26 protein-coding genes are annotated in these 22,589 nt (G+C 71.2%); 11 read left to right on the forward strand and 15 right to left on the reverse strand.

Features of this window, described 5'->3' with window-relative positions:
• Window positions 1–47: 47 nt before the first annotated feature.
• The 3 genes from AC060L_RS23445 to AC060L_RS23455 form a co-directional block, all read right to left on the reverse strand.
• Window positions 48–422 carry a hypothetical protein gene (locus AC060L_RS23445; protein WP_483800842.1) on the reverse strand — a complete coding sequence of 125 codons (375 nt, stop codon included), beginning with the start codon at window positions 420–422 and terminating at the stop codon, window positions 48–50.
• Window positions 419–1,993, reverse strand: coding sequence for an ATP-binding protein (locus tag AC060L_RS23450; RefSeq protein WP_483800843.1), 1,575 nt, complete (start codon window positions 1,991–1,993; stop codon window positions 419–421). The genes AC060L_RS23445 and AC060L_RS23450 overlap by 4 nt, the downstream gene beginning before the upstream one ends.
• A gap of 106 nt (window positions 1,994–2,099) precedes the next feature.
• A complete protein-coding gene (locus AC060L_RS23455) occupies window positions 2,100–2,777 on the reverse strand; it encodes a response regulator (protein ID WP_483800844.1) in 678 nt (225 codons plus the stop codon).
• 461 nt (window positions 2,778–3,238) lie between these two features.
• On the opposite strand from AC060L_RS23455, the gene AC060L_RS23460 reads away from it, so the two are divergent.
• A complete protein-coding gene (locus tag AC060L_RS23460; RefSeq protein ID WP_483800845.1) occupies window positions 3,239–3,973 on the forward strand; it encodes a SigE family RNA polymerase sigma factor in 735 nt (244 codons plus the stop codon).
• Window positions 3,974–4,195: 222 nt separating this feature from the next.
• Here the strand turns inward: AC060L_RS23460 and AC060L_RS23465 are convergent, their stop codons facing one another.
• Window positions 4,196–5,230, reverse strand: a complete 1,035-nt coding sequence (locus AC060L_RS23465) for an AraC family transcriptional regulator (RefSeq protein ID WP_483800846.1) — start codon at window positions 5,228–5,230, stop codon at window positions 4,196–4,198.
• A gap of 290 nt (window positions 5,231–5,520) precedes the next feature.
• On the opposite strand from AC060L_RS23465, the gene AC060L_RS23470 reads away from it, so the two are divergent.
• On the forward strand, window positions 5,521–6,510 hold the full coding sequence (locus tag AC060L_RS23470) for a zinc-dependent alcohol dehydrogenase family protein (RefSeq protein ID WP_483800847.1): 990 nt from the start codon (window positions 5,521–5,523) through the stop codon (window positions 6,508–6,510).
• Between the two features lie 178 nt (window positions 6,511–6,688).
• On the opposite strand, the gene AC060L_RS23475 is transcribed toward AC060L_RS23470, so the two are convergent.
• The 5 genes from AC060L_RS23475 to AC060L_RS23495 form a co-directional block, all read right to left on the reverse strand.
• On the reverse strand, window positions 6,689–7,336 hold the full coding sequence (locus AC060L_RS23475; protein ID WP_483800848.1) for a uridine kinase family protein: 648 nt from the start codon (window positions 7,334–7,336) through the stop codon (window positions 6,689–6,691).
• Window positions 7,337–7,589: 253 nt separating this feature from the next.
• Window positions 7,590–8,516 (reverse strand): aldehyde dehydrogenase family protein, encoded by a 927-nt coding sequence (locus tag AC060L_RS23480; protein WP_483800849.1) that lies wholly within the window; start codon window positions 8,514–8,516, stop codon window positions 7,590–7,592.
• Entirely contained in the window at window positions 8,509–10,035 is a 1,527-nt protein-coding gene (locus AC060L_RS23485) for an aldehyde dehydrogenase family protein (RefSeq protein WP_483800850.1), read from the reverse strand. The genes AC060L_RS23480 and AC060L_RS23485 overlap by 8 nt, the downstream gene beginning before the upstream one ends.
• A gap of 5 nt (window positions 10,036–10,040) precedes the next feature.
• Window positions 10,041–11,027 (reverse strand): deoxyribose-phosphate aldolase, encoded by a 987-nt coding sequence (gene deoC / locus AC060L_RS23490; protein WP_483800851.1) that lies wholly within the window; start codon window positions 11,025–11,027, stop codon window positions 10,041–10,043.
• A 178-nt stretch (window positions 11,028–11,205) separates the two neighbouring features.
• On the reverse strand, window positions 11,206–11,688 hold the full coding sequence (locus AC060L_RS23495) for a hypothetical protein (RefSeq protein WP_483800852.1): 483 nt from the start codon (window positions 11,686–11,688) through the stop codon (window positions 11,206–11,208).
• A gap of 437 nt (window positions 11,689–12,125) precedes the next feature.
• Here AC060L_RS23495 and AC060L_RS23500 point away from each other — a divergent pair, with 437 nt between their 5' ends.
• The 3 genes from AC060L_RS23500 (at window position 12,126) to AC060L_RS23510 (ending at window position 14,535) form a co-directional block, all read left to right on the forward strand.
• The gene (locus AC060L_RS23500; protein WP_483800853.1) at window positions 12,126–12,803 is read left to right on the forward strand and encodes a TetR/AcrR family transcriptional regulator; all 678 of its coding nucleotides are present in this window, start codon (window positions 12,126–12,128) and stop codon (window positions 12,801–12,803) included.
• Between the two features lie 187 nt (window positions 12,804–12,990).
• Entirely contained in the window at window positions 12,991–13,425 is a 435-nt protein-coding gene (locus tag AC060L_RS23505; protein WP_483800854.1) for a hypothetical protein, read from the forward strand.
• Between the two features lie 120 nt (window positions 13,426–13,545).
• The gene (locus AC060L_RS23510; RefSeq protein WP_483800855.1) at window positions 13,546–14,535 is read left to right on the forward strand and encodes a hypothetical protein; all 990 of its coding nucleotides are present in this window, start codon (window positions 13,546–13,548) and stop codon (window positions 14,533–14,535) included.
• 38 nt (window positions 14,536–14,573) lie between these two features.
• Here the strand turns inward: AC060L_RS23510 and AC060L_RS23515 are convergent, their stop codons facing one another.
• The 4 genes from AC060L_RS23515 to AC060L_RS23530 all read right to left on the reverse strand — a co-directional run bounded on the left by AC060L_RS23515 (window position 14,574) and on the right by AC060L_RS23530 (window position 16,092).
• Complete coding sequence (locus tag AC060L_RS23515; protein ID WP_483800856.1) at window positions 14,574–15,035, reverse strand: hypothetical protein; 462 nt, start codon at window positions 15,033–15,035, stop codon at window positions 14,574–14,576.
• 186 nt (window positions 15,036–15,221) lie between these two features.
• On the reverse strand, window positions 15,222–15,431 hold the full coding sequence (locus AC060L_RS23520; RefSeq protein ID WP_483800857.1) for a hypothetical protein: 210 nt from the start codon (window positions 15,429–15,431) through the stop codon (window positions 15,222–15,224).
• Window positions 15,428–15,661 (reverse strand): hypothetical protein, encoded by a 234-nt coding sequence (locus AC060L_RS23525; protein WP_483800858.1) that lies wholly within the window; start codon window positions 15,659–15,661, stop codon window positions 15,428–15,430. The genes AC060L_RS23520 and AC060L_RS23525 overlap by 4 nt, the downstream gene beginning before the upstream one ends.
• Window positions 15,658–16,092, reverse strand: a complete 435-nt coding sequence (locus AC060L_RS23530) for an ATP-binding protein (RefSeq protein ID WP_483800859.1) — start codon at window positions 16,090–16,092, stop codon at window positions 15,658–15,660. Before AC060L_RS23530 ends, AC060L_RS23525 begins: the two co-directional genes overlap by 4 nt.
• A 226-nt stretch (window positions 16,093–16,318) precedes the next feature.
• On the opposite strand from AC060L_RS23530, the gene AC060L_RS23535 reads away from it, so the two are divergent.
• The 3 genes from AC060L_RS23535 to AC060L_RS23545 all read left to right on the forward strand — a co-directional run bounded on the left by AC060L_RS23535 (window position 16,319) and on the right by AC060L_RS23545 (window position 17,972).
• A complete protein-coding gene (locus AC060L_RS23535; RefSeq protein WP_483800860.1) occupies window positions 16,319–17,161 on the forward strand; it encodes a helix-turn-helix domain-containing protein in 843 nt (280 codons plus the stop codon).
• A gap of 23 nt (window positions 17,162–17,184) precedes the next feature.
• A complete protein-coding gene (locus AC060L_RS23540; RefSeq protein ID WP_483800861.1) occupies window positions 17,185–17,382 on the forward strand; it encodes a DUF397 domain-containing protein in 198 nt (65 codons plus the stop codon).
• Between the two features lie 125 nt (window positions 17,383–17,507).
• Complete coding sequence (locus AC060L_RS23545) at window positions 17,508–17,972, forward strand: SRPBCC family protein (RefSeq protein WP_483800862.1); 465 nt, start codon at window positions 17,508–17,510, stop codon at window positions 17,970–17,972.
• A gap of 15 nt (window positions 17,973–17,987) precedes the next feature.
• Here AC060L_RS23545 and AC060L_RS23550 read toward each other — a convergent pair whose 3' ends face one another.
• Entirely contained in the window at window positions 17,988–18,587 is a 600-nt protein-coding gene (locus tag AC060L_RS23550; RefSeq protein ID WP_483800863.1) for a TetR/AcrR family transcriptional regulator, read from the reverse strand.
• Window positions 18,588–18,648: 61 nt separating this feature from the next.
• On the opposite strand from AC060L_RS23550, the gene AC060L_RS23555 reads away from it, so the two are divergent.
• The 3 genes from AC060L_RS23555 (at window position 18,649) to AC060L_RS23565 (ending at window position 20,750) form a co-directional block, all read left to right on the forward strand.
• On the forward strand, window positions 18,649–19,446 hold the full coding sequence (locus tag AC060L_RS23555) for an alpha/beta fold hydrolase (RefSeq protein WP_483800864.1): 798 nt from the start codon (window positions 18,649–18,651) through the stop codon (window positions 19,444–19,446).
• A gap of 264 nt (window positions 19,447–19,710) precedes the next feature.
• Complete coding sequence (locus AC060L_RS23560) at window positions 19,711–19,974, forward strand: hypothetical protein (RefSeq protein WP_483800865.1); 264 nt, start codon at window positions 19,711–19,713, stop codon at window positions 19,972–19,974.
• Between the two features lie 83 nt (window positions 19,975–20,057).
• Complete coding sequence (locus AC060L_RS23565) at window positions 20,058–20,750, forward strand: PH domain-containing protein (RefSeq protein ID WP_483800866.1); 693 nt, start codon at window positions 20,058–20,060, stop codon at window positions 20,748–20,750.
• Window positions 20,751–20,820: 70 nt separating this feature from the next.
• Here the strand turns inward: AC060L_RS23565 and AC060L_RS23570 are convergent, their stop codons facing one another.
• Window positions 20,821–22,521 (reverse strand): phospho-sugar mutase, encoded by a 1,701-nt coding sequence (locus AC060L_RS23570; RefSeq protein WP_483800867.1) that lies wholly within the window; start codon window positions 22,519–22,521, stop codon window positions 20,821–20,823.
• Between the last annotated feature and the right edge of the window lie 68 nt (window positions 22,522–22,589).

Genomic DNA, 22,589 nt, shown 5'->3' on the forward strand with positions numbered 1-22,589 from the left:
GGTTCCACCGGCGGGTTCGCCCGCGGCTGCGTCCGAGCTGTGCGGGTTCACTCGCAGTGTGCGGCCGCGCCGGTGCCGGCGGCGGGGGAGGGCAGCGCGCTGAACAGGCTGCCGCTGGACGGGACCGGGCTCGGGGTGGCCGTCGGCAGCACGCTCGGCGCGGCGGCGCCCGGGTAGCCGGCGCCGCGTGTCGTGCTCGGCGTCGCGCTGGGCGGCACGGCCGGCGGGTGCACCGGGCTCGGGCAGGCGGTCCGGCTGGCGGGCGCGCCGGCGTCCACCGGGACGGCGGTCGGCCGGATCCCGCAGCCGGTGGCGAGCGCGGCGGTCGCGGCGGCGGTGGCCAGGGCCGCCGCCCAGCGCCGTGCCGGGCGTCCGGTCGTCGAACAGGTCGAAGTCGGGGAAGGGGAACTCGTCGAACTCACTGTGCGGACCTCCGGTCGGTTGCGTCCCCCGGGTGTCCGTCCGCCGCCGGGCCGCCCCGGCCCTCGCGGTTCGGCGGGACCAGCGGCAGGCGCAGCGTGAAGACCGCGCCGCCGCCCGAACCCGCCGGGGCGTTCGCGGCACTGATCGTGCCGCCGTGGATCTGGGCGTTGGCCATCGCGATCGACAGGCCCAGGCCGCTGCCCTCGGAGCGGGCGCGGCCCTTGTCGGCCTTGTAGAAGCGGTCGAAGACGTGCGGCAGCACGTCCTGCGGGATCCCCGGGCCGCTGTCCGAGACCTCGACCACCACCTCGCCGGCCCCGGTCGGGCCGAGGCCCTGGCTGACCTTGACCCGCACCGGCGAACCGCCGTGCTTGAGCGCGTTGCCGATCAGGTTGGCGAAGACCACGTCGAGCCGGCGCGGGTCGACCACGGCCAGCACGCCCCGCGGCGCGTCGAGCTCGACCGCGTCGTACCAGGCCCGGCCGTCGATGCAGGACATGATCAGGTCGGCGATGTCCATCTCGTCGGCGACCAGCTTGGCGGTGCCCGCGTCGAACCGGGTCACCTCCATCAGGTTCTCCACCAGGTCGGAGAGCCGGCGGGTCTCGCTGACCACCAGCCGTACCGCCGGTTCGATCATCGGGTCCAGCGACTCGGCCTCGTCCTCCAGGATGTCGGTGACCGCGGTCATCGCGGTGAGCGGCGTGCGCAGTTCGTGCGACATGTCGGCGACGAACCGCCGGCTCTGTGCCTCGCGGGCGCTCAGCTCTTCGACCTGCTTGGCGAGTTGCTCGGCGGTCCGGTTGAACGTCCGGCTCAGGTCGGCGAGTTCGTCGGCGCCGGTCACTTCGAGCCGGGTGTCCAACTTGCCTTCGCCCAGTCGCCTTGCGGCGTCGCCGAGTTGGCGGATCGGGCGGAGCACGGTGGCGGACGCGGCCTGCGCCAGCAGGGTGGCCGCGATCAGCGCGACCAGCGTGGCCACCACCAGCATCCAGCCCAGCGTGTTGAGATCGGTCCGCTCGTTGTCCAGCGACTTGAACATGTAGGCGGTCGGCCCGGTCGGCACCACCTTGGTGCCGCCGACCACGAACGGCTCGCCGTTGATGTTCACCCGCTGCCAGTACAGGTGGTACTCGTACGGGTTGCCCGGGCCGACCGGGCGCGGCTTGGCGACGGCGGTCCGCAGCGCGGCCGGCACCTGCGCCAGGGTGTACTTGGGGTCCGAACCGGCCGTGCAGTCGGGCAGGCTGTCGTCCACCACCACGACGTTGTAGTTCAGCCCGGAGCTGCCCACGTCATTGGCCAGCTGCACGAGATCCGGGCAGCTGGCACCCTGCGGCAGGCTGGAGACGTTGCGGGTGAGCGAGTTCCGGAAGTCGATCAGCGCGTTGTTCTGGGCGCGCTTGAGCACCGCGTCGCGGTTGAGCCAGTAGGCGATCCCGGAGGCGGAGACGGCGGCGGTCAGGGCCACGACGGCGAAGACCGCGGCCAGCCGTACCCGCAGCGAGCTGAAGCGCAGCGGTCGCAGCAGGCCGGACGCGAGCCGGCGGCGCTTCTGGTGGTCGATCACGAGTCGGGGTAGCCATTCGGTGTCGGCAGGACGGTGGACGGGCGCCGGAGCGAGCCCTGGCGAGCCCTTCGGCCTGACCGGCGCCAAGGTGGCTCGGCCAGGTGGCTCAGGCGGGCGGGTCCAGACGATAGCCCACGCCGCGGACCGTGCGGATCAGGGTCGGCGCCGACGGGACGTCCTCCACCTTCGCCCGCAGCCGCTGCACGCACGCGTCCACCAGCCGGGAGTCGCCCAGGTAGTCGTGCTCCCAGACCAGCCGCAGCAGCTGCTGGCGGGAGAGCGCCTGACCGGGGCGCCGGCTCAGTTCGAGCAGCAGCCGCAGCTCGGTGGGCGTCAGCTGGAGATCCTGGCCGTCCTTGGTCACGGTCATCGCGGAACGGTCGATGACCACCGGCCCGTAGGCCGAGGAGTCCGAGTTCTCCCGCTCGCCGCGGCGCAGGACGGCCCGGATCCGGGCGTCCAGCACCCGCGGCTGGACCGGCTTGACCACGTAGTCGTCGGCCCCGGACTCCAGCCCCACCACCACGTCGATGTCGTCCGAGCGCGCGGTGAGCAGGATGATCGGCAGCTGGTCGGTGCGCCGGATCCGGCGGCAGACCTCGAAGCCGTCGATTCCGGGCAGCATCACGTCGAGCACGATCAGGTCCGGCCGCTGCTCCTTGAAGAGCTTGAGGCCGTCCTCGCCCGAGGCAGCGGCGGCCACACGGTGGCCCTGGCGGGTGAGAGCGAGTTCGAGGCCGGTCCGGATGGCGTCGTCATCCTCGATCAGAAGCAGGAAAGGCACTCACTCATTCTGGCTCACTGGGCACCCGCCGGGAACCGCCGAAGGTCGGGGAAGATCGGAGACGGTCACGGAAGGTCGGGGAATGTCAGGTGAGGCCGAAGCCGGTCGATGAAGGTCTGCTGAGAATCGGCGGAGCTCAGGACGCACGGGAACCGTCGGGCGACCGGGTGGCGTCATCGGTGTCGGTCGGCGCGCGTGACGAAAGTCCCGTCCCTTGTGACACCGCTGTGACAGTCGCCGGACACCGCCATGACGGGCGGCGGGCAGGATTTTCCATGTCACCACGGCAGTCCCGCTCCAACGGGCCGCCGCGGAGGCGGAGGAAGAGACCCGCTCGTACCGAACATGGGGGCGCCACTATGAACGCAACGCTTGAGACCCGGGGCATCTCGGATGCGCACAGCCCGGCCGTCCGCGGCGTTCGTCCGCAGTCGCTCGCTTTTCACGGTCACGGTCGAACGGTGGAGACCTGCACGGGGGCGCGCCGGGTGACCGGTGCGGTGCGGGGGATCGGTCGGCACGGCAACGGCTCGGGGGAGCCGGACGTCCGTACCACCACGGGCGCCACCCTGTACCGGCTCACGCCGGTCGAGGTGCCCGCCCAGCAGGGTGTGAACCCTGCACAGCGCGTACAGGAAGGCGTGCAGGGGGAGCCCTCGCCCGCCGCGGATGAGCACCTGGCGGAGTTCACCGCGTATGTGCGCGAGCGCCGCGCCTCCCTGTACGCCACTGCCTACCACCTGACCGGTGACCGCTTCGAGGCCGAGGACCTGCTGCAGAGCGCGCTCTTCAGCACCTACCGCGCCTGGGGCCGGATCACCGACAAGGCGGCGGTCGGCGGCTACCTGCGCCGCACCATGACGAACCTGCACATCTCGGCCTGGCGCCGTCGCAAGCTCAACGAGTACCCGACCGAGGAGCTGCCGGAGACGGTCGGCGACACGGACGCGATGGGCGGCACCGAGCTGCGCGCCGTGCTCTGGCAGGCGCTGGCCAAGCTGCCGGAGAACCAGCGGACGATGCTCGTGCTGCGCTACTACGAGGGCCGCACCGACCCGGAGATCGCCGACATCCTGGACATCAGCGTCGGCACCGTGAAGAGCAGCATCTGGCGCGCGCTGCGCCGGCTGCGCGACGACGAGCAGCTCAACCGCACCGGGGACACCGCGCACGCCTTCGGCGAGCTGGTGGCCTGACGGTCGCGGGGACATTCGGTCACGAGGCCGGTCGGCCGCGAGGGCCGTTCGGTCGCGAGGCCACTCAGGACTCCCGTCGGGGGACGGGTCAGGATTGCGGTGCCAGGGACGGCTCGGGGGAGTCGCTACCGGCAGGGAAGCCGTGATCCCGCATGGAAGCAGCCGGACCCGGCGTCTCGGGAGAGGACGCCGGGTCCGGCTGTCGGCGTTCCGGGGTGCTGCTCAGGAATCCGGCGCGGGCATGGACGTGGGCGTGGGTGCAGACGTTTCCGCGAGCTCGGGCTCGGGATCGGGATCCGGGTGCGCTGCCGGGCGGTGCTCGGCGCGGTAGCGGCCCGGGGGCAGCGCGTACTCCCGCTTGAACGCCTTCGCGAACGCGAACTCGCTCAGATAGCCCGCCTGTTGGGCCACCGTGCGGAGCGGCGCCGAGGACTCGCGGAGCAGCCGGCCGGCGGTCGTCATCCGCCACCAGGTGAGGTAGCTCAGCGGGGGCTGGCCGACCAGGGCGGTGAAGCGGCGGGCGAAGGCCGCCCTGGACAGCCCGGCCGTGGCCCCCAACTCCTCGACCGTCCACGGGTGGGCGGGGGCGCGGTGGATCGCGCTGAGCGCGGCGGCGATGGCCGGGTCGCTGAGCGCGGTGGCCCAGCCGCCCTTGGCGCGGCTGCACTGCTCGTCGAACCAGGCGCGCAGCAGGTAGAGCAGCATGGTGTCGAGCAGCGCCGGCACGGCGGCGTCGCTGCCCGGCCGCTGGGCAGTCAGTTCGCCGCCGAGCAGGTTGATCACGGCGCGCAGTTCGGGGTGGCGGCCGCCGTCCGCCGACAGGTGGACGACCGGCGGGAGGTCGGCGAGCAGCGGGTGCGGGCGGACCCGGTCGAGGAGGTAGGCGCCGCAGAGCATCAGGGTGCTGCCGTCCGGTGTGCCCGCTGCGCCCGGTGCGGGTGGGATGGGATCGGTGGTGGACGGCTGGCGGGGCAGCATGCCGTCCTCGTCCAGCTCCACCTCGTGCAGTGGGCTCTGCGGCGAGTCCGCCAGACCGTAGCCGAGGCTGTGCGGCAGCAGCACCACGTCACCGGTGCCGAGGCGCAGCGGCTCGGCGTCCCCGGGCGGGCGCAGCCACGCGGCGCCCTGCAGCACCACGTGGAACCCGATCCCGCCGCCGGCCGGGAAGCGCAGGCCCCACGGCGCGGCCTTGTGGCTGCGCCCGGAGTGGGGGCGGCCGGTGCGCATCACGGTGATCGCGTCGCTGAGTACGTCCATCTGGTCAGCGTACTGACGGACCGTCGGGCTCGTCAGGTGCCTTCAGGTGCCCTCAGATGCTTCAGGTGCGTCGGAACCCGTCGGGCTGTCAGGCCGTCAGATCGTCTGTGCGGCCGTGGACTCCGGGCGCGGCCGGGCGAATCGGGGTGGGAGACGATCGGATATCGGGTCGAGACGTTCCGGCATGGGCAGCATCTCCGGTGCTGCCTACGGTGGAGTGCAGCACGAGCCGATCGGACGGCCCGTCGGATTGATGACTGCTTCACTGCTGCTTTCTGAGGAGATCACCCATGGCCAGGACCGTGCTGTTCGACGAGATCGGCGAACCCGAGGTGCTGCGGATCGTTGACGTTGAGCTCGCCGAGCCGGGGCCGGAGGACGTGCTGGTCCGGGTCGAGGCGATCGGCCTGAACCGCGCCGAGGCGCTCTTCCGAGCCGGGACGTACTACTACCAGCCCGAGTTGCCCGGCTCCCGGCTCGGCTACGAGGCCACCGGTGTGGTCGAGGCGGTCGGCATGGACGTGGCCGGCAGCTTCGCGATCGGCGAGGCGGTCAGCACCGCCGCGCTGGGGCACCTCAGTACGCACGGCGTGTACGCGGACCGGGTGGTGGTGCCGGCGGCGAACCTGATCCGCCGTCCGGGCGGGACCGACCCGGTGACCGGTGTGGCCGTCTGGCTCTCGTACAGCACGGCGTACGGAGCGCTGGTCGAGCAGGGCCGGATGCGGCCGGGGGACACGGTGGTGATCACGGCGGCGTCCAGCAGCGTCGGCGTGGCTGCGATCCAGGTCGCCAACCACCTGGGTGCGATCCCGGTGGCGGTGACCCGCACGGCCGAGAAGCGCAAGCAGCTGCTCGCGCTCGGCGCGGCGCACGTGATCGTGCTGGAGGAGGACGACCTGCTGGCCCGGGTCACCGAGATCACCGACGGGCGTGGCGCGGAGATCGTCTTCGACTCGGTCGCCGGACCGGGCCTGAGCACGGTGGCGCAGGCGGTCGCGCCCGGTGGACTGCTGATCGTCTACGGCTGGCTCGACGCGCGGCCGGCTCCGCTGCCGATGAACTGGGGTCTGCGGATCCTCGGTTACAACAACCTGGAGGTCACCGGCGACCCGGTCGTGCGGCGCAGGGCGGTGCACTTCATCGAGGCCGGCCTGCGCGCGGGCTCGCTCAAGCCGGTGGTGGACCGCACGTTCGACCTGAGCGAGATAGTCGAGGCGCACCGGTACCTGGAGTCGAACGGTCAGGTGGGGAAGGTCGTGGTGACGGTTTCCCACTGACAGCCGGCGTCTGACGGATCACGGATGACGGATAACAGCTGACAGAATCTGATATCTGTCATCCGTCATCGGTCGTCCGCAATCCGTCATCGGCCGTCTGTCATCGGTCGTCTGTCATCCGCCGGACGTCAGCTGTCAGCCGCCCGCCATCGACCGGGCCAGGCGCCGGCGCCGACCGTCAGGCGCCGACCGCGACCCGTCCGCCCGCCCGCACCACCGCGTGCACCCGGGCAGCCGCCTCCGTCCCCGCGCAGGCGTACGCGCCGAGTTCGACCTGGCGGGCCACGATGCCGCGCTCCGCGCGCATCAGCCGCCAGCCGCGGCGCAGCAGCGTGGGGATGGACTTGCGGCCCTCCCGGACGTCCCGGCGGAACCGCCGCCAGGCGGTGGTCAGCGGGCTGTTGCGCAGGCAGAGGGCGTCGCCCAGCAGGCCCGCGGCCTCGCAGTGCGCGACGAGTTCGGCGGCGAAGATCCCCTCGGCGATGAACGCCGGTGCGCCGGCCAGGTCGAGGATGCGGCTGCCGGCCCGTCCGTTCGCCGGGATCGAGTAGACCGGCACCTCGGCCCGGCCCTGCTCGACGAGTTGCCGGATCGCGGCCAGCGCGTCCGCACTGTGCCAGGCGAGCGGCGAGTCCCAGTCGACCCCGCTGCCGTCGGCCAGCTGCGGCAGCGTCGGGTCGTCGCCGTCCTTGTAGAAGTCGTCGAGCTGGAGCACCGGCAGGCCGGCCCGGTCCGCCAGCGAGGACTTCCCCGAACCCGAGGGCCCGCAGAGCAGCACCACGCGGGCATGGGAGTTCGGGGCAAGGTTCATGGGGGAGTCACTCACGAGTCACCAGTCTGACGCATCGGGACGCGTGTCCGTAACCCGTGCGACCCGCAGTGGCATAACCCACATCGGCGGCCCGGCTCCGGCCACGGCAGCCGCCGTCCCCGCACAAGGACGGGCCCGCGCCAGGGGGGGTGAGGCGCGGGCCCGTCAGTGGCACGTCCGGGCCCCCGGGGGGGGTAGGGGCGCTGGGGACGGCCGTCTGTGGGGTGTGACTCTGGAGTTGTCCCCGCCGCAGTGGCGGTTGTGGCGGTTACTGACCCATCGGGTGCCAGACCGTCTTGGTCTCCAGGAAGGAGAGTAGCCGGTCGGTACCGGGCGCGATGGTCCAGTCCTGAGCGGACGGATCAACGGCCGGGCGCAGCACCCGCTTCAGGGTATCGGCGGCCGCCGCCTCCAGCGAAGCCGCCGCGCCGGGTCCTTCGCCTGCGATCGCTCCGGCCAGGTCGAGCGCGTTGACGTCCTGGTGCGAGGCGAGCGTCGGCGCGATGTCGGCCGTGTTGCCCGAGATGATGTTGACCACGCCACCGGGCAGGTCCGAGGTGGCCAGCACCTCGCCCAGCGAGAGCGCGGGCAGCGGCGCACGGGTGGCGGCCGCGACCACCACGGTGTTGCCGGTCGCGATCGCCGGGGCGATCACCGAGACCAGCCCGAGGAACGAGTAGCCGTACCCGGTCTGCGGCGCGACGACACCGACCACACCGGTCGGCTCCGGCACGGACAGGTTGAAGAACGGCCCGGCGACCGGGTTGGCACCGCCGGCGATCTGCGCCACCTTGTCGGTCCAGCCCGCGTACCAGACCCAGCGGTCGATCGCCTGGTCCACCAGCGCGGCGGCCTTCTTGGCGCCGATGCCCTCGGCCGTGGCCACCTCGGCGACGAACTGCTCGCGCCGGCCCTGCAGCATCTCGGCGATCCGGTACAGCACCTGGCCGCGGTTGTAGGCGGTGGTGCCGGACCAGCCCTTCACGGCCGCGCGGGCCGCGACGACGGCGTCCCGGGTGTCCTTGCGGGTGCCGAGCGGGGCGTTGGCCAGCCACTGGCCGCCCTTGCCCGCCGCACCGGCGGCTGAGGTCGCAGTGGTCACCTCGTACACCCGTCCGCTCTCGGAGCGCGGGAACTTCCCGCCGATGAACAGCTTGTAGGTCTTCATCACATCAAGACGGATGGCATCAGACATCGAGGTAGGACTCCAGACCGTGGCGGCCACCCTCGCGGCCGTAACCCGACTCCTTGTAGCCGCCGAACGGCGAGGCCGGGTCGAACTTGTTGAAGGTGTTGGCCCACACCACGCCGGCCTTGAGTCGGTCCGCCATCCACAGGATGCGCGAGCCCTTCTCGGTCCAGATGCCGGCGGACAGGCCGTACTGGCTGTTGTTCGCCTTCGCGAGAGCCTCGTCGGGGGTGCGGAAGGTCAGCACCGACAGCACCGGGCCGAAGATCTCCTCGCGGGCGATCCGGTGCGCCTGGCTGACGCCGGTGAAGAGCGTCGGGCGGAACCAGTAGCCCGCGGACGGCAGGTCGCAGGACGGCGCCCAGCGCTCGGCGCCCTCGGCCTCGCCGGCCTCGCTCAGCTCGGTGATCCGGGCCAGCTGCGTGGCGGAGTTGATCGCACCGATGTCGGTGTTCTTGTCCAGCGGGTCGCCCAGGCGCAGCGTGCCCATCCGGCGCTTCAGCGCGTCCAGCAGCTCGTCCTGGATCGACTCCTGGACCAGCAGGCGCGAGCCCGCGCAGCAGACGTGGCCCTGGTTGAAGAAGATGCCGTTGACGATGCCCTCGACCGCCTGGTCGATCGGCGCGTCGTCGAAGACGATGTTGGCGGCCTTGCCGCCCAGCTCCAGCGAGACCTTCTTGCGGCTGCCGGCGACCTGGCGGGCGATCGCGCGGCCGACGTTCGTCGAGCCGGTGAACGCGACCTTGTTGACGTCCGGGTGCGCGGTGAGCGCGGCGCCGGTGCGGCCGTCACCGGTGACGATGTTGACGACGCCGTTCGGCAGACCGGCCTGCCGGCAGATCTCGGCGAACCGCAGCGCGGTCAGCGGCGTGGTCTCGGCCGGCTTGAGGACGACCGTGTTGCCGGTGGCGAGCGCCGGGGCGATCTTCCAGGCCAGCATCATCAGCGGGAAGTTCCACGGGATGACCTGCGCGGCGACGCCGAGCGGCTTCGGGTTCACGCCGAAGCCGGCGAAGTCCAGCTTGTCGGCCCAGCCCGCGTAGTAGAAGAAGTGCGCGGCGACCATGGGCAGGTCGAAGTCGCGGGTCTCCTTGATCGGCTTGCCGTTGTCGATCGACTCCAGCACGGCCAGCTCGCGCGAGCGCTCCTGGATGATCCGGGCGATCCGGAACAGGTACTTGGCGCGCTCGCTGCCGGGCAGCGCCGACCAGTCGGCGAACGCCTTGCGGGCGGCCTTGACCGCGCGCTCGACGTCCTCCTCGGTGCCCTGGGCGAACTCGGCGAGCACCTGCTCGGTGGCCGGGTTGACCGTCTTCAGCGCCTCGCTGCCACTGGAGTCGACGAACTCGCCGCCGATGAAGTGGCCGTAGGAGGTGGCGATGTCGCCGGCCGCCGCGGCGGACTCCGGTGCGGGGGCGTAGCCGAAGATGCCGCCGGCCTGCGACTGCTGCGCGGGCTGCTGGGTCGACCGGGCCGGCTGCTGGGGCTCGGCGGCCGCCACGGTCTTCTTCGTGTTCTTGGCCATGGTGATCAGTCCACCGTCACGTAGTCGGGACCGGAGTACCGGCCGGTGCTGAGCTTCTGACGCTGCATCAGCAGGTCGTTGAGCAGGCTGGACGCACCGAAGCGGAACCAGTGCGGGGACAGCCAGTCGTCGCCGAGCGTCTCGTTGACCATCACCAGGTACTTCATCGCGTCCTTGGTGGTCTTGATCCCGCCGGCCGGCTTCACGCCGACCTGCACGCCGGTCTGCGCGCGGAAGTCGCGCACCGCCTCCAGCATCAGCAGGGTCACCGGCGGCGTCGCGTTGACCGTGACCTTGCCGGTGGAGGTCTTGATGAAGTCCGCACCGGCCAGCATGGCCAGCCAGGACGCGCGGCGCACGTTGTCGTACGTCTGGAGCTCGCCGGTCTCGAAGATCACCTTGAGGTGGGCCGAGCTGCCGTCGGGGCGCTTGCAGGCCTCCTTGACGGCGGTGATCTCGTTGAAGACGTCCAGGTAACGGCCGGAGAGGAAGGCACCCCGGTCGATCACCATGTCGATCTCGTCGGCGCCGGCGGCCACCGCGTCGGCGGTGTCGGCGAGCTTCACCGGGAGCGCGGCGCGCCCGGCGGGGAAGGCGGTGGCCACGGACGCCACCTGGATGCCGGTGCCGGCCAGGGCGGCCTTGGCGGTGGCGACCATGTCCGGGTAGACGCAGATCGCGGCGACCTGCGGGGCGGACTGGTCGGTCGGGTCGGGGTGCTTCCCCTTGGTGCACAGGGCGCGCACCTTGCCGACCGTGTCCGCGCCTTCCAGCGTGGTCAGGTCGATCATCGAGATGGCGAGATCGATCGCGAAGGCCTTGGCCGTCGTCTTGATCGACCGCGTACCGAGGGCGGCGGCACGGGCTTCCAGGCCGACGGCGTCGACGCCGGGCAGGCCGTGCAGGAATCGGCGGAGCGAGGCCTCGGACGCGGCGACGTCGCCGAGACCGCCGCCCGCAGCGCCGGGGGCGTTGGCTGCAACAGTGGACATAGTCACCAGAGCAGCATATCTACGCGCGTAGCGATTCGCTAGGGGGGTGCCGTTTCGATGCGGTACCGAAATCTGGACGGCGGCGCTGCGGATGCCCTTCGGGGCGCTGCGGACGGGCTGCGGGGCGCGGCGGGGCGTGGCTTCGGGGCAGGGCGGGCGGGGCTTCGGGTCTCGGTGCTCAGTGCTGCTCGGCGAGCAGGCGGTCCACCGGGCCGACCTTCCGCACCCCGCCCTCGGCCAGCCGCCGGCACAGCACCGTACGCAGCTCGGCCGCGCCGGCCGGGCGCAGGCTGCCGAACAGCAGCAGGCAGGCTTGCCCGTCGCGGTCGGTGACCTTGACCGCCGGGCCGCCGCGGGCTCCCGGGTAGGCCCGCGCCTCGGCGAGCCGGTCGAGCGCGACGGTCTTCCAGAACACGAAGAGCCGCACCACCAGCCGGTCGCCGTCGAGCGCCAGCAGCACCCTGGTCCGCAGCAGGATGATCAGCGCGAAGGCCGCGCCGAAGGCGAGCGAGATGCAGCTGTTCACCGTCGTGCCGACGAGCGCTGCCACGATCGCCCCGATGGCCAGCGGGACCAGGGTGAGCCACTGCCACCGAGCCGAGGGGCTGAGGCGGACGGCGGCCGGGCTGATCGGCGGGCGGCGCAGGGAGTAGAACGTCACGTCGGGCTGATCCTTCGACTTCTTCGAGTTCTTCGGCTTCTTCGACTTCGAGTTCAGAGCGGCTGCGGGGGAAATCGAGACCGTCTGCGCCGATTCGATCGGCGGCCCATTTCATCTTCGTCGCGCATTTCCCGTGCCGACCGGCCGCGCGATCTCACCATGGCTTCTGTGGGGCGTCAAGCCTCACGCCCTGCCATTGATCGGGCGCCGCTTCGGCCGGGTGCAGCCAATTCTCATATCGTGGATATACAGGAGCCGACCTTCCATCAATTCGATGGCGAATCAGTATTCAGGTGCCGATGGCGAAGTCGTCTGCGATCCCCTGCATGTGACGCTGGGTCGGTACACGTCGGGCTCGTGGGGATCCTGATGCGGCAAGATGACGCATTGCCGACCAGTGAGCAGGGCCGTGGCCGTCGTCGGCGCAGAATGGTCGGGTGACCTCCGCAGAGCAGCCCGACGCCACCCCCGCCGCCCCGACCGCCCCCGACCCCGCCCGCTCGGCCGCCTCACGCCGCCGGACGGGCAGGCGCCCCGGCGGGCCGGACACCCGGGCTGCCGTGCTGGAGTCGGCGCGGGCCGAGTTCTCCGCGCGCGGCTACGAGAAGGCGAGCATGCGCGCCATCGCGCGCGGCGCCGGCGTGGACGCGGCGCTGCTGCACCACTACTTCGGCACCAAGGACCAGCTCTTCCTCGCCGCGATGGAGTTCCCGGTGGACTCGCACACCGTGATCGAGCAGGTGCTCGCGGGCGACCCGGCCACCGTCGGCGAGCGCGTGGCCCGCTACGTCCTCGATCTCTGGGAGCAGCCGGCGGTGCTGAACCGCCTGCTCGCGCTGCTGCGCGCCGCCGCCACCACGGAGGAGGTGGCGGCCCTGATGCGCACCTTCGCCAAGGCCGAGCTGGTGGACCGGATCGCCGCCACGCTGGACCTGGAACAGGCCGACATGCGAACCGAGTTGATGATCTCGCAGATCGTCGGCCTGGCGATGTCCCGGTACGTCATCAAGGTCGAACCGCTCGCCTCGGCCGGCCCGGAGGAGTTGGTCCCGCTGCTGGCCCCGACCTTCCAGGGCTACCTCGGTGGGGACCAAGGCCTGTCCGGCGAAGGCTGATCACGGCCACGTCTCCCCAAAGGCCGTCCCTGGTCAGGGCGGTGATGGAATGCCAGCTCCTGTGCGAAGATGATCATGATCAGCCCGGCGGCTTGCGCTGCCACCTTGTTGCCTGCGCGCAGAAGATCCTTCGGCCCCGACGGTTCCGAAGGCCGGGCATCCCGACGCCATCGAAGGAAGTTACGACATGCGCATCAAGAGGTTCGCGGCCGCGGCTGTCATGGCCGGTACCGTCCTGACCGCAGGGCTGGCCACCGCCGCGCCGGCACTGGCGGACCCGGCCCCGTTCAACGACTGCAGCATCTGGGCCGGCGCCGGCAATCACGACGTCTGCGTCTACTACTCCCCGCTGGGCAGCAACAGTGCCGTGTACACCGAGGGCGGGGACGAGCAGAACTACTCGGGCGACCAGTTCAGCTGCGGCATGCAGGGCTGCGCGGGTGCCGGCCAGGGCGTCCGGAACAACGCGGCCGCGGTGGTGAACGCGTCCAGCGGGTCGTTCACCGTCTACTACAGCATCAACTTCGACTGCAGCTACGCGTGCCAGACCATTCCGGCGCACTCGGCGCAGAACCTGAACGGGTCGATGCGGAACAACAACGCATCGGGAGCCGGGCGCTGATCACCGGCTGACGCCACCCTGATCGCCTCCGTCGGGCGCTGCCGTACTCCGGTCAGTGTCCGACGGAGGCGTTTCGACCTGGCCTGCGGGCCGTTCCAGCAAGCCGGAGGAGATCCCCCGTTGTCCCGTCGCTCCCGCGGCGCAGCCGCGCTGCTGATCGCGCTGCCGATTCTGCTGGCCGGCTGTGCGGGCGGGCAGGCCCGCCACCCCGTCGGTCTCCCGTCGGGCGGCGCCTCGCGCAGTAGTGCCGCACCCGGCGGCACCGAGCCCCCGCCGACGGTTTCCGCGACACCGGTGCTCGACTCGGCGAACGGCAAGCCGCTGCCGTTCGACACGTATCTGCTGAATCCGGTCCAGGAAGCCTCGGTGGAGAAGGCGCAACAGGTGCTGCTGTCCCGGTGCGTGCAGCGCTTCGGGCTGACCTACACGCCCGTGTCCCAGCCCCAGCAGGCACGTGACAGCGACGCCCCCACCACCCGGATCAACGGACGCTACGGGCACCAGAACGCCGAGTTGATGGCGAAGTGGGGATACCACCCGGAGGGCGGCTCGCACCCGAACACCACCCCGTGGGCTTCCGGTCAGGGCACCATGTCACCGGAGCTGACCACGGTGGAGTCGGGCGGCACCGGCTCGGACTACGGCCCCGGCGGCCAGGTGGTCAATGGGCAGACAGTGCCGGACCACGGCTGTTTCGGCGAGGCGACCAAGGCACTGACCGGCTCTGTGGACGGTCCGGTGGGTGACGCGCAGTTCGCCACGGACCTCAACCTGCAGACCCTGAAGGCCTCGCAGCAGGACCCGCGGACGCAGGCCGCGTTCGTGCGGTGGTCGGCCTGCATGAAGGAGAGCGGCTTCGACTACGCGGATCCGGTGGCCGCACTGAGCGATCCGCAGTGGCCGAAGACACCGGTGGCCACGCCCCACGAGCTCCAGGTGGCGACGGCCGACGCACGCTGCCGGCACGAGAACAACGTGGTGGGCATCTGGTATTCGATCGACTTCGCCTACCAGCAGCAGGCGCTCAGCGAGAACGCGGCGGCCATGGCAGCGGCCAAGGCGAGCGTCGAGACCCAGACACGGGCCGCGGCGCAGGCCCTGAGCGGCTGACCGGCCGATCTGCTGCACCCCGCCGGACAGGCCCTGGCTCACCGGGGGTGGGGCCGGGGAGCAGCGGGGCTGACGTGCGCTCGCGCCTGGTGGCCGTGGCGCCGTACGAGCCGCAGGCGCGGGGTGGGCATGACCACGCCGGTGAAGGCGATGTTGGCGGCGAACAGCGGGACCACGTAGGGGCCGAGGAGGAGCACGGCGAACAGCAGCGGTGCGAGCAGCACCAGCCAGGCGATCGGCCTGAAGTGCTCGGACTCCCGCCACGGGGCGAGCAGCAGAAACAGGATCAGCGACGGCACGCCGACGTAGCAGAAGGTGAGCAGGAGGAGCGCGGCCTCCCCTCGAAGGACTTCCCCCAGGGCGCCGAGGCCAGGCTCATCCTCCTGCATGGGCAGGACCAGCACGGCGACGGCCATGACCACCCAGCCCGCAGCGAAGACCGGAAGGTATCGGGCTGCGGCGCGCAGGAACCACCGCCAGGCACTCTCGGTTCTTGCCACGATCGGCGCGTCGCGTCGTCGTCTCAAAAGCCCCGCAAGTCCCACAGGTCTCATGGCGTTCGTCCCCCCGAGGCAGGCGGACGCCGCCGACGCACGTCCGTGGCCGGGTGCGGGTCCGCTGGGACAGCCTGGCAGAAGATTTGAACGCGTTCAATATTTGCCTGGCGGGGAGATTCAGAGCGTGGTTCAGGCCCGCGCCTTGATCCACGCTGCCAGCCCGCGCGCCACCTCGCCGGACGCGCCTCCGAGCTGCACGTGCGCCCGGCCGTCGACCGGGAAGTCGCCGCGGAGCGAGCCCAGCGCGAACCCGGCGAGCGCGAGCGCGTCGGCGAGCTCGTGCGCTGCGTCGTCGCCGTCCTGGAGCGGGGTGTTGGGGGTGGTGGGGGTGTCGGTCATGGTGATTCGCCGCCCTTCTCGCGGGGGTGATGGTGGGGTGTGCGTGAGGTTGCCGGCGCGGAGAGAGCCAGACCGAGCTCTTGGGTGCCCTCGAAGAGCAGCGTCATGAGCTGGGCGGTGGTCAGTCGCTCGGCGCGGCCGCCGGTGGCGCCGAAGCGGAGGACGTAGGAGAAGGCGTCGGCTCGTGCAAGCGGGATCCGGACGCCCGGTGTGACGCCGGGTCGGTTCACGCGCAATCGCGCAGCGGCGGGCGCGCCTTCGGGACGTCGGGCGACGGGTCGAGCTGGAGCTGGAAGAACGTCGCCTTGCCAGTCTCGAAGTACTGCACGCCCCAGTCCCACGCCAACTCGCTGACCAGGAACAGCCCGCGCCCGTGCGTTGCGGTGTCGGCGACGGTCTGGCGGGCGGGCTTTCCACCGCCGAGGTCGATCACCTGGACGGTCAGCAGGTCGTCGTGGACCTGGCAGACCACCAGGCAGAGCGGGCTGCTCGCGCAGTGCTGGACGACGTTGGTGACCAGTTCGGAGGCGAGCAGCTCGGCGGTGTCGGCGAGTTCCTCGGTGTGGCACCAGGAGAGGACGGTCCTGCGGACGACCCGACGCGCGCAGCGCGGGGTCCGGGGAGTGAGGGGGAAGTTGTAGGCACGCTTGGCACTCGTCATTGAGATCACCTTGGGCTTCTCAAGCACGCGGGCAAGTGAAGGTGCGCCCGCACCACATGACGAGGTCGCGGGAACGTAGTGGCATGACTACGTCTCGTAACCAGTTGCTTCACGGTAGCGGGCTCAGTGGCTACTTGCCAAGTGGCTCTGTGCATATGCACCTGTACTTGCTGGCGTCGTTGGTGGCCCGCAAGGCAAACTGGCATCCACACGTGCGAGGGGTGAGATGGCACAGACGATTCGGAGTCGCCGCCTGGGCTCTGATCTGCAGCAGCTGCGCCGGAAGGCGACGCTGACGGCGGAAGAGGTCGGCGAAGAACTGGGCTTCTCGCAGAGCAAGATCAGCCGCATCGAGTCCGGCAAAGTGCGCGTCTCACGAACGGACTTGCGGGCGATGCTGGCGCTCTACGGCGTGACCGACCAGGACGAGGTGGAGACGTTCCTGGAAGCTTCCCGCGAGGCCAGGTCGCAGGGGTGGTGGCTGGCTTACGAGGATGCGCTGCCTCGTGAGTACCGCGACTTCATTGCACTGGAGGGTGCGGCGACCGGCATCCGGACCTTTGAGGGCATGATCCTCCCCGGTCTCGTGCAGACTCCCGACTACATCAGGCATGTGATCACGGCTGGGCCTGCTGTTCTGCCGCCTGGTCACGTCGACTCGCTCGTCGAGGTGCGCTCGGAGCGGCAGAAGATCCTGGATAGTCGTGAAGCGCCAAGGCTTTGGTTCATCATCGCTGAGGCCACGGTGCATCAGCTCGTTGGCGGCCGAGGCGTGATGAGGGAGCAACTCGACCATCTTGCGGGTCTGACCGATCGATCGAATGTCACCCTGCAAGTCCTGCCGTTCTCGGCGGGCGCCCACGCTGGGGTTCAGAGCTCATTCGTCCTGTTTGACTTCGCCGACGGCGACCCGAGCATTGCGTGCGTTCCGAATCTGATCGGAACGCTCTTCATGGACAAGCCCGGGCAGTTGGAGGCGTATGCCAGCGCCTTCGACAATCTCCGCGCCTCGGCACTCAGCCCGGCGGACTCTCTGGCGCTCATCCGCAGCGTTCGGGAAGACCTGTAACTCCAGCTATGAGGAACCTGATCATGTCGCACAGCACCCCCATCGGCCCGTTCCAGAAGTCCAGCTTCAGCGGGCAGCAGGACAACTGCGTCGAGGTCGCGCCGCTGGCCGATGGGGGGCGCGCTGTCCGGGACAGCAAGGACCAGGGTGGCCCGTCTCTGCGCTTCACTGCTGACGGCTGGTCGGCGTTCCTGGCGCAGGTCGCCGATTTCGAGGCGTAGCCGTGTAGTTCCGGCCGTCAGCCCGAGGGGTGGCGGCCGGGCTGCCGAGTGTCGTGTGCGGTGGGCTGTCACAAACCGTCGGCGTGCTCTGTCTCATGGGCAACCGACGTGAGAGGACACCAGCCGTGGAAACCATGACCGTCGAACGCGTCATCGCCGCTCCGATCGAGGACGTGTTCAGCTGGCTCACCACGACCACCAACTACACGCGCTCGCCGCTGATCCTGCGCTGCCGGCTGACCCGGCGTGGTGAGGGTGCGCCCTACGGGGTCGGGGCGATCCGGGATCACCTGTGGCTGATCGGCTGGTTCCGGGAGCGGATCACCCACTACGACCCGCCGTACGCCACCGAGTACGTGGTCGAGCGCAGCCTGCCGCCGTCCCGGCATGAGCTCGGCCGGATGACGTTCACCGAGGTCGAGGGTGGTACGCACGTGCGCTGGACGACCCGCGCCGAGCTGCCCGTACCGCTGGTCGGCGCCTTCCTCACCAGGGCCGTCGCGCGGCCGATCATCACTGGCACGTTCAGCGCCATCCTCGCCGCCGCCGACGCCGCGCTGGCCCAGGTGCCCAGCGGGAAGGCGGCATGACGACCGCTCAACTGCTCAACGGAACAGCTCGTCCAGGTGATGGGTGAGGATCGCCAGTGCGGCCTCGCCGCTGCGCTGGCCGCCGAGCACGCTTGAGCCGAGGCCGTTGACCATGGCGAGCAGCCCGGCGGCGGTCATCTCCGGGTCCTTGTCGGGGGCGATCTCCCCGGCCTGCCGGGCCGCGCGCAGCTGCTTGGCGAGGAAGCCCTCCAGCAGGTCGGGCTGGGCCGTTCCGTGCTTCGCCAGCACCTCGGGATCGCTGAGCACCAGCGTGTAGTACGCCGCGTACGTCCTGGTGATCCGGCGGCTCTCCGGATCGGTCGGCAGGATGCACGACAGGACGGCGGTCACCATGCCGCGCGGTGTCGGCGGGGAGCCGGCCGCGCCGATCCACTCCGCCATCCGGGCCTGGAGCTGGGCGCCGAGCCTGGCCAGCGCGTCCAGCAGCAGGCCTTCCTTGCTCGTGAAGTAGTACTGCACCAGCCGCAGCGAGACGCCGGCTTCGGCGGCGACCGCCCGCATGCTGGCCGACTGCAGGCCCTGTGTGTCGGCGATGCGCAGCAGGGCCTCGGCGATCTGTCGTCGGCGTTCCTCGTGGTCCACCTGTCCGGCCATCTGAAGCACTCACTCTCCCTCTCGTGGTACACCCGTATCATGCCTGTGATACACATGTATCATGCGAATGGGCGAGTTCAGGAACGACGGCGCCAGGGAGCGATTCCTGGCTGTTTACGAGCAGGTTCTGGCGGAACTCTGGCCGGGGTCGCGGACGGAGCTCGATATCCCGACGTCTTTCGGGATCACCCGGGTCTACCGGACCGGGCCCGAGGCGGGTCGGCCGATCGTGCTGCTGCCGGGATCGGGTGGGAACGCGCTGATGTGGCACCGGTACATCGACGTGCTGGCCCGGCAGCATCCGGTGATCGCCGTGGACACGGTCGGCGAGCCGGGCGCGAGCGTGCAGACCGCGCCGATCGCCGACGGCCGGGACGGCGCGGCCTGGCTGGAGGAGCTGCTCGCCGGGCTGGACGTGTCGTCGGCCCATGTCGTCGGCTGCTCCTACGGCGGCTGGCTGGCGCTCAATCACCAGATCCACCACCCCGGCCGGACCGCCGGCCTCACCCTGGTGGATCCGGCGGGCTTCGCCGGGTTCGGCCCGCGCTTCTACGCCTGGCTGATCGCCGGCGGGCTGGCCGCGACGGCGCCGCGCTCGCTCCGGCCCCGGCTGGCCCGGCTGGTCGGCAACAGCGCGATCCTGGAGGGCGAGCTGATGCGCCTGCTGCGCGCGTCGATGGGGTTCCGCCGAGCGCTCCCGGTGCCGCTGGTCTTCTCGGACGAGGAATTGCGCCGGCTGCGGGTCCCCTCGCTGTTCCTGCTCGGGGCGCGCAGTGCCCTGCACGACGCGGGCCATGCGCTGCCGACGGACCAGCCGGTTCTGGTGGCCGAACGTATCCTCGGCGCCGCCGGTCGGTAGTCCCCGGGCTCAGGAAGTCGGCCAGATCGACTTCTGCATCCCATGGCAGGTGGACGGGTCACCGGGTGAATATGACCCGGGCATAAAGCTTTTGCCAGGAAGTCGGTCGAGAAAGTCCAAGTCCTGTGCGAAACCTTCAACTTCCCTGGTAGTCCTGTGTCATCGCTGGGTAGCGTCCCAGGCAAGTGACCGGGGGAGCAGGGGGAGGTTGCGGCCGTGTACGTATCGGTGGGGTGGCCGATGGTGTGGGCCGGGTTCCTGTTGATGACGATCAGCGTGCGGCTGGCGGCAACCGCGCGGATGCGGCGCAGCCGGCGGGTCGGGCGGGGGCGGCGGGCCAGTCGGCTGGAGTGGCTGCCGGGGCTGGTCGGGCTGCTGATCGTGATGGCCGACGCGCCGCGCGTGCTGCGGGCGGACAGCACGGTGCAGGCGGTGGCGAACCAGCTCGGCCATCTGGTGATAGCCGCCGCGTTCGGGCTGGTGCTTTACGCGATCGTCGTGGTGGCTCGCCGGGTGTTGCACCGCTGACGGGGCCGACCCTCGGGGTCGCGGCCGAAAAGTGACCTTTGTGACCCCCGACCAGCGGGGACGCATGGGGCAGAATCGACCCCATGACCGATTCCGACGGCACGCCCGACCCCGGCTCTGCCGCCCCCGCCACCGAGCAGAAGTACGCTGACCAGGTCTTCCGCTCCAGCCCCGGCATCATCTCCGGCGTCATGCTGCTCGCGATCGCCGGCTGGCTGGTGATCGACTCGATGATCTCCGGCAGCGGCAAGGCGCCCTGGATCGCGCTGGTCGCCGGCGTGCTCTTCGCGTGCCCGGTGTTCGCGTACACCGTGCGCCCCTCCGTCTCGGTGGGGCAGAACCGGATGGTGGTCCGCAACCCGCTGCGCACCCTCGTGGTGCCGTGGGGGGCCGTCGAGGCGCTGCGCGCGAGCTACTCGGCGGAGCTCACGGCGGGCGGTCGCACGTACCAGCTCTGGGCCGTCCCGGTCTCGCTGCGCCAGCGCAAGAAGGCCAACCGCCGCGAGGACAAGATCAGCGCGAGCACTGACCCGCGCACGCTGCGCAGCGCCACCATGGGCACCACCCCGCGCCGGATGGGCGCCGGCGTGGTGCCGGGCGCGCCGAACCCGAACCGGGCCTGGTCCGACCAGGTGGTCGACGTGCTGCGCGAGACGGCCGAGCGCAACGCGATCCTGCCGGACGCCAAGGGCGAGATCCAGGTCAGCTGGTGCTGGTGGGTGATCGCGCCGACGCTGGTCGCGCTGGTCGCCCTGCTGGCGCTGCTCGCTTCCTGAGACGTAAAAGCCGAAGGCCGGCCCGGGACCACACGGTCCCGGGCCGGCCTTCCGCTGTGCGCGCCGGGGGTCAGATCCCCGCGGCCGCGCCCAGGTCACGCTTCAGCGCCTGCAGCAGCAGCGCCGCCCGCTCGCGGACCGCGCCCAGCTCGTCCGCCGACCCGACCGGCAGCACGACCTCCAGGTAGCACTTGATCTTCGGCTCGGTGCCGGACGGGCGCACCACGATCCGGGCCCCGCGCACGGCGTCGCCGCCCAGGTAGTAGCGCAGGCCGTCGGTCGGCGGCAGCTCGGCCGAGCCGGTCGCCAGGTCGTCCGCCCGGGTGACGGTCAGCCCGGCGAGCGTGGTCGGCGGCTGCTCGCGCAGCCGGGCCATCGCGTCGGCGATCAGCGTCAGGTCCTCGACCCGGGCCGAGAGCTGGTCGGTCGCGTGCAGGCCGTGCACCAGCGCGAGCTCGTCCAGCAGGTCGGTCAGCGTGCGGCCGGCGCGCTTGAGGCCGGCGGCCAGCTCCGCGATGACGAGTGCGGCGGTGATGCCGTCCTTGTCCCGCACGCCGTCCGGGTCGACGCAGTAGCCGAGTGCCTCCTCGTAGCCGTAGCGCAGGCCCTCGGCGCGCGAGATCCACTTGAAGCCGGTCAGCGTCTCGGCGTAGTCCAGCTTGGCGGCCTCGGCGATCCGGCCGAGCAGCGTGGACGAGACGATGGTGGTCGCGAAGGTGCCCTGGTCGACGCCCTTGCCGACCAGCGCGGCGCCGAGCAGCGCGCCGACCTCGTCGCCGCGCAGCATCCGCCAGCCGGCCGGCGCCGAGGCGTCCGGGACGGCGACGGCGCAGCGGTCCGCGTCGGGGTCGTTGGCGATCACCAGGTCCGGGCCCACCGCGGCGGCGGTGCGGAACGCCAGGTCCATCGCACCCGGCTCCTCCGGGTTCGGGAAGGCGACGGTCGGGAAGTCCGGGTCCATCTCGGCCTGCTCGGGCACCACGGTCGGGGCCGCGAAGCCGGCCCGCTCGAACGCGGCGACCAGGGTGTCCCGGCCGACCCCGTGCAGCGGCGTGTAGACGACGTCCAGCTCGCGCGGCGTGCCCGGCTCCACCACGGTCACGGCGCGGGCCAGGTAGGCCTCCAGCACCTCGTCGCCGAGCGCCTGCCAGCCGTCGGTGGCCAGCGGCACGTCGTTCAGCGAGGCGATCGCGTCGATCTCGGCGGCGATCCCGGCGTCGGCCGGCGGCACGATCTGCGAGCCGTCGCCCAGGTAGACCTTGTAGCCGTTGTCGCGTGGCGGGTTGTGGCTGGCGGTCACCATCACGCCGGCCGCCGCGCCCAGGTGCCGGATCGCGAAGGCGAGCACCGGCGTGGGCAGCGGGGCGGGCAGCAGTGCGGCGCGCAGGCCGGCGCCGACGAAGACGGCCGCGGTGTCCCGGGCGAAGTCGTAGGACTTGTGGCGGGCGTCGTAGCCGACCACCACGAGGTCGCCGGCTCCGGCCTCGCGCACGTACGCGGCGAGGCCGGCGGCGGCGCGGATCACCACGGCGCGGTTCATCCGCATCGGGCCCGCGCCCAGCTCGCCGCGCAGGCCCGCGGTGCCGAACTGGAGCCGGTCGTGGAACCGCTCGGCCAGCTGCGACCAGGCGATCCGGTCGCTGGTGGCGGCCTCCGGGCCCTCGGCGGCGGCCAGCAGCGCGGCCAGCTCCTCGCGGGTGTCGGCGTCGGGGTCCTCGGCCAGCCACTGGCGGGCCCGGGAGAGGAGGTCGGTGGTGCTTGCCTGAGCCATGGGGCTCCTACTCCGATAGAGGTCGATGAGGACAAGGATCGGCCCGGGCGCCCCTTTTGCGGGGCACC

Source organism: Kitasatospora sp. NEAU-69, assembly GCF_057158765.1.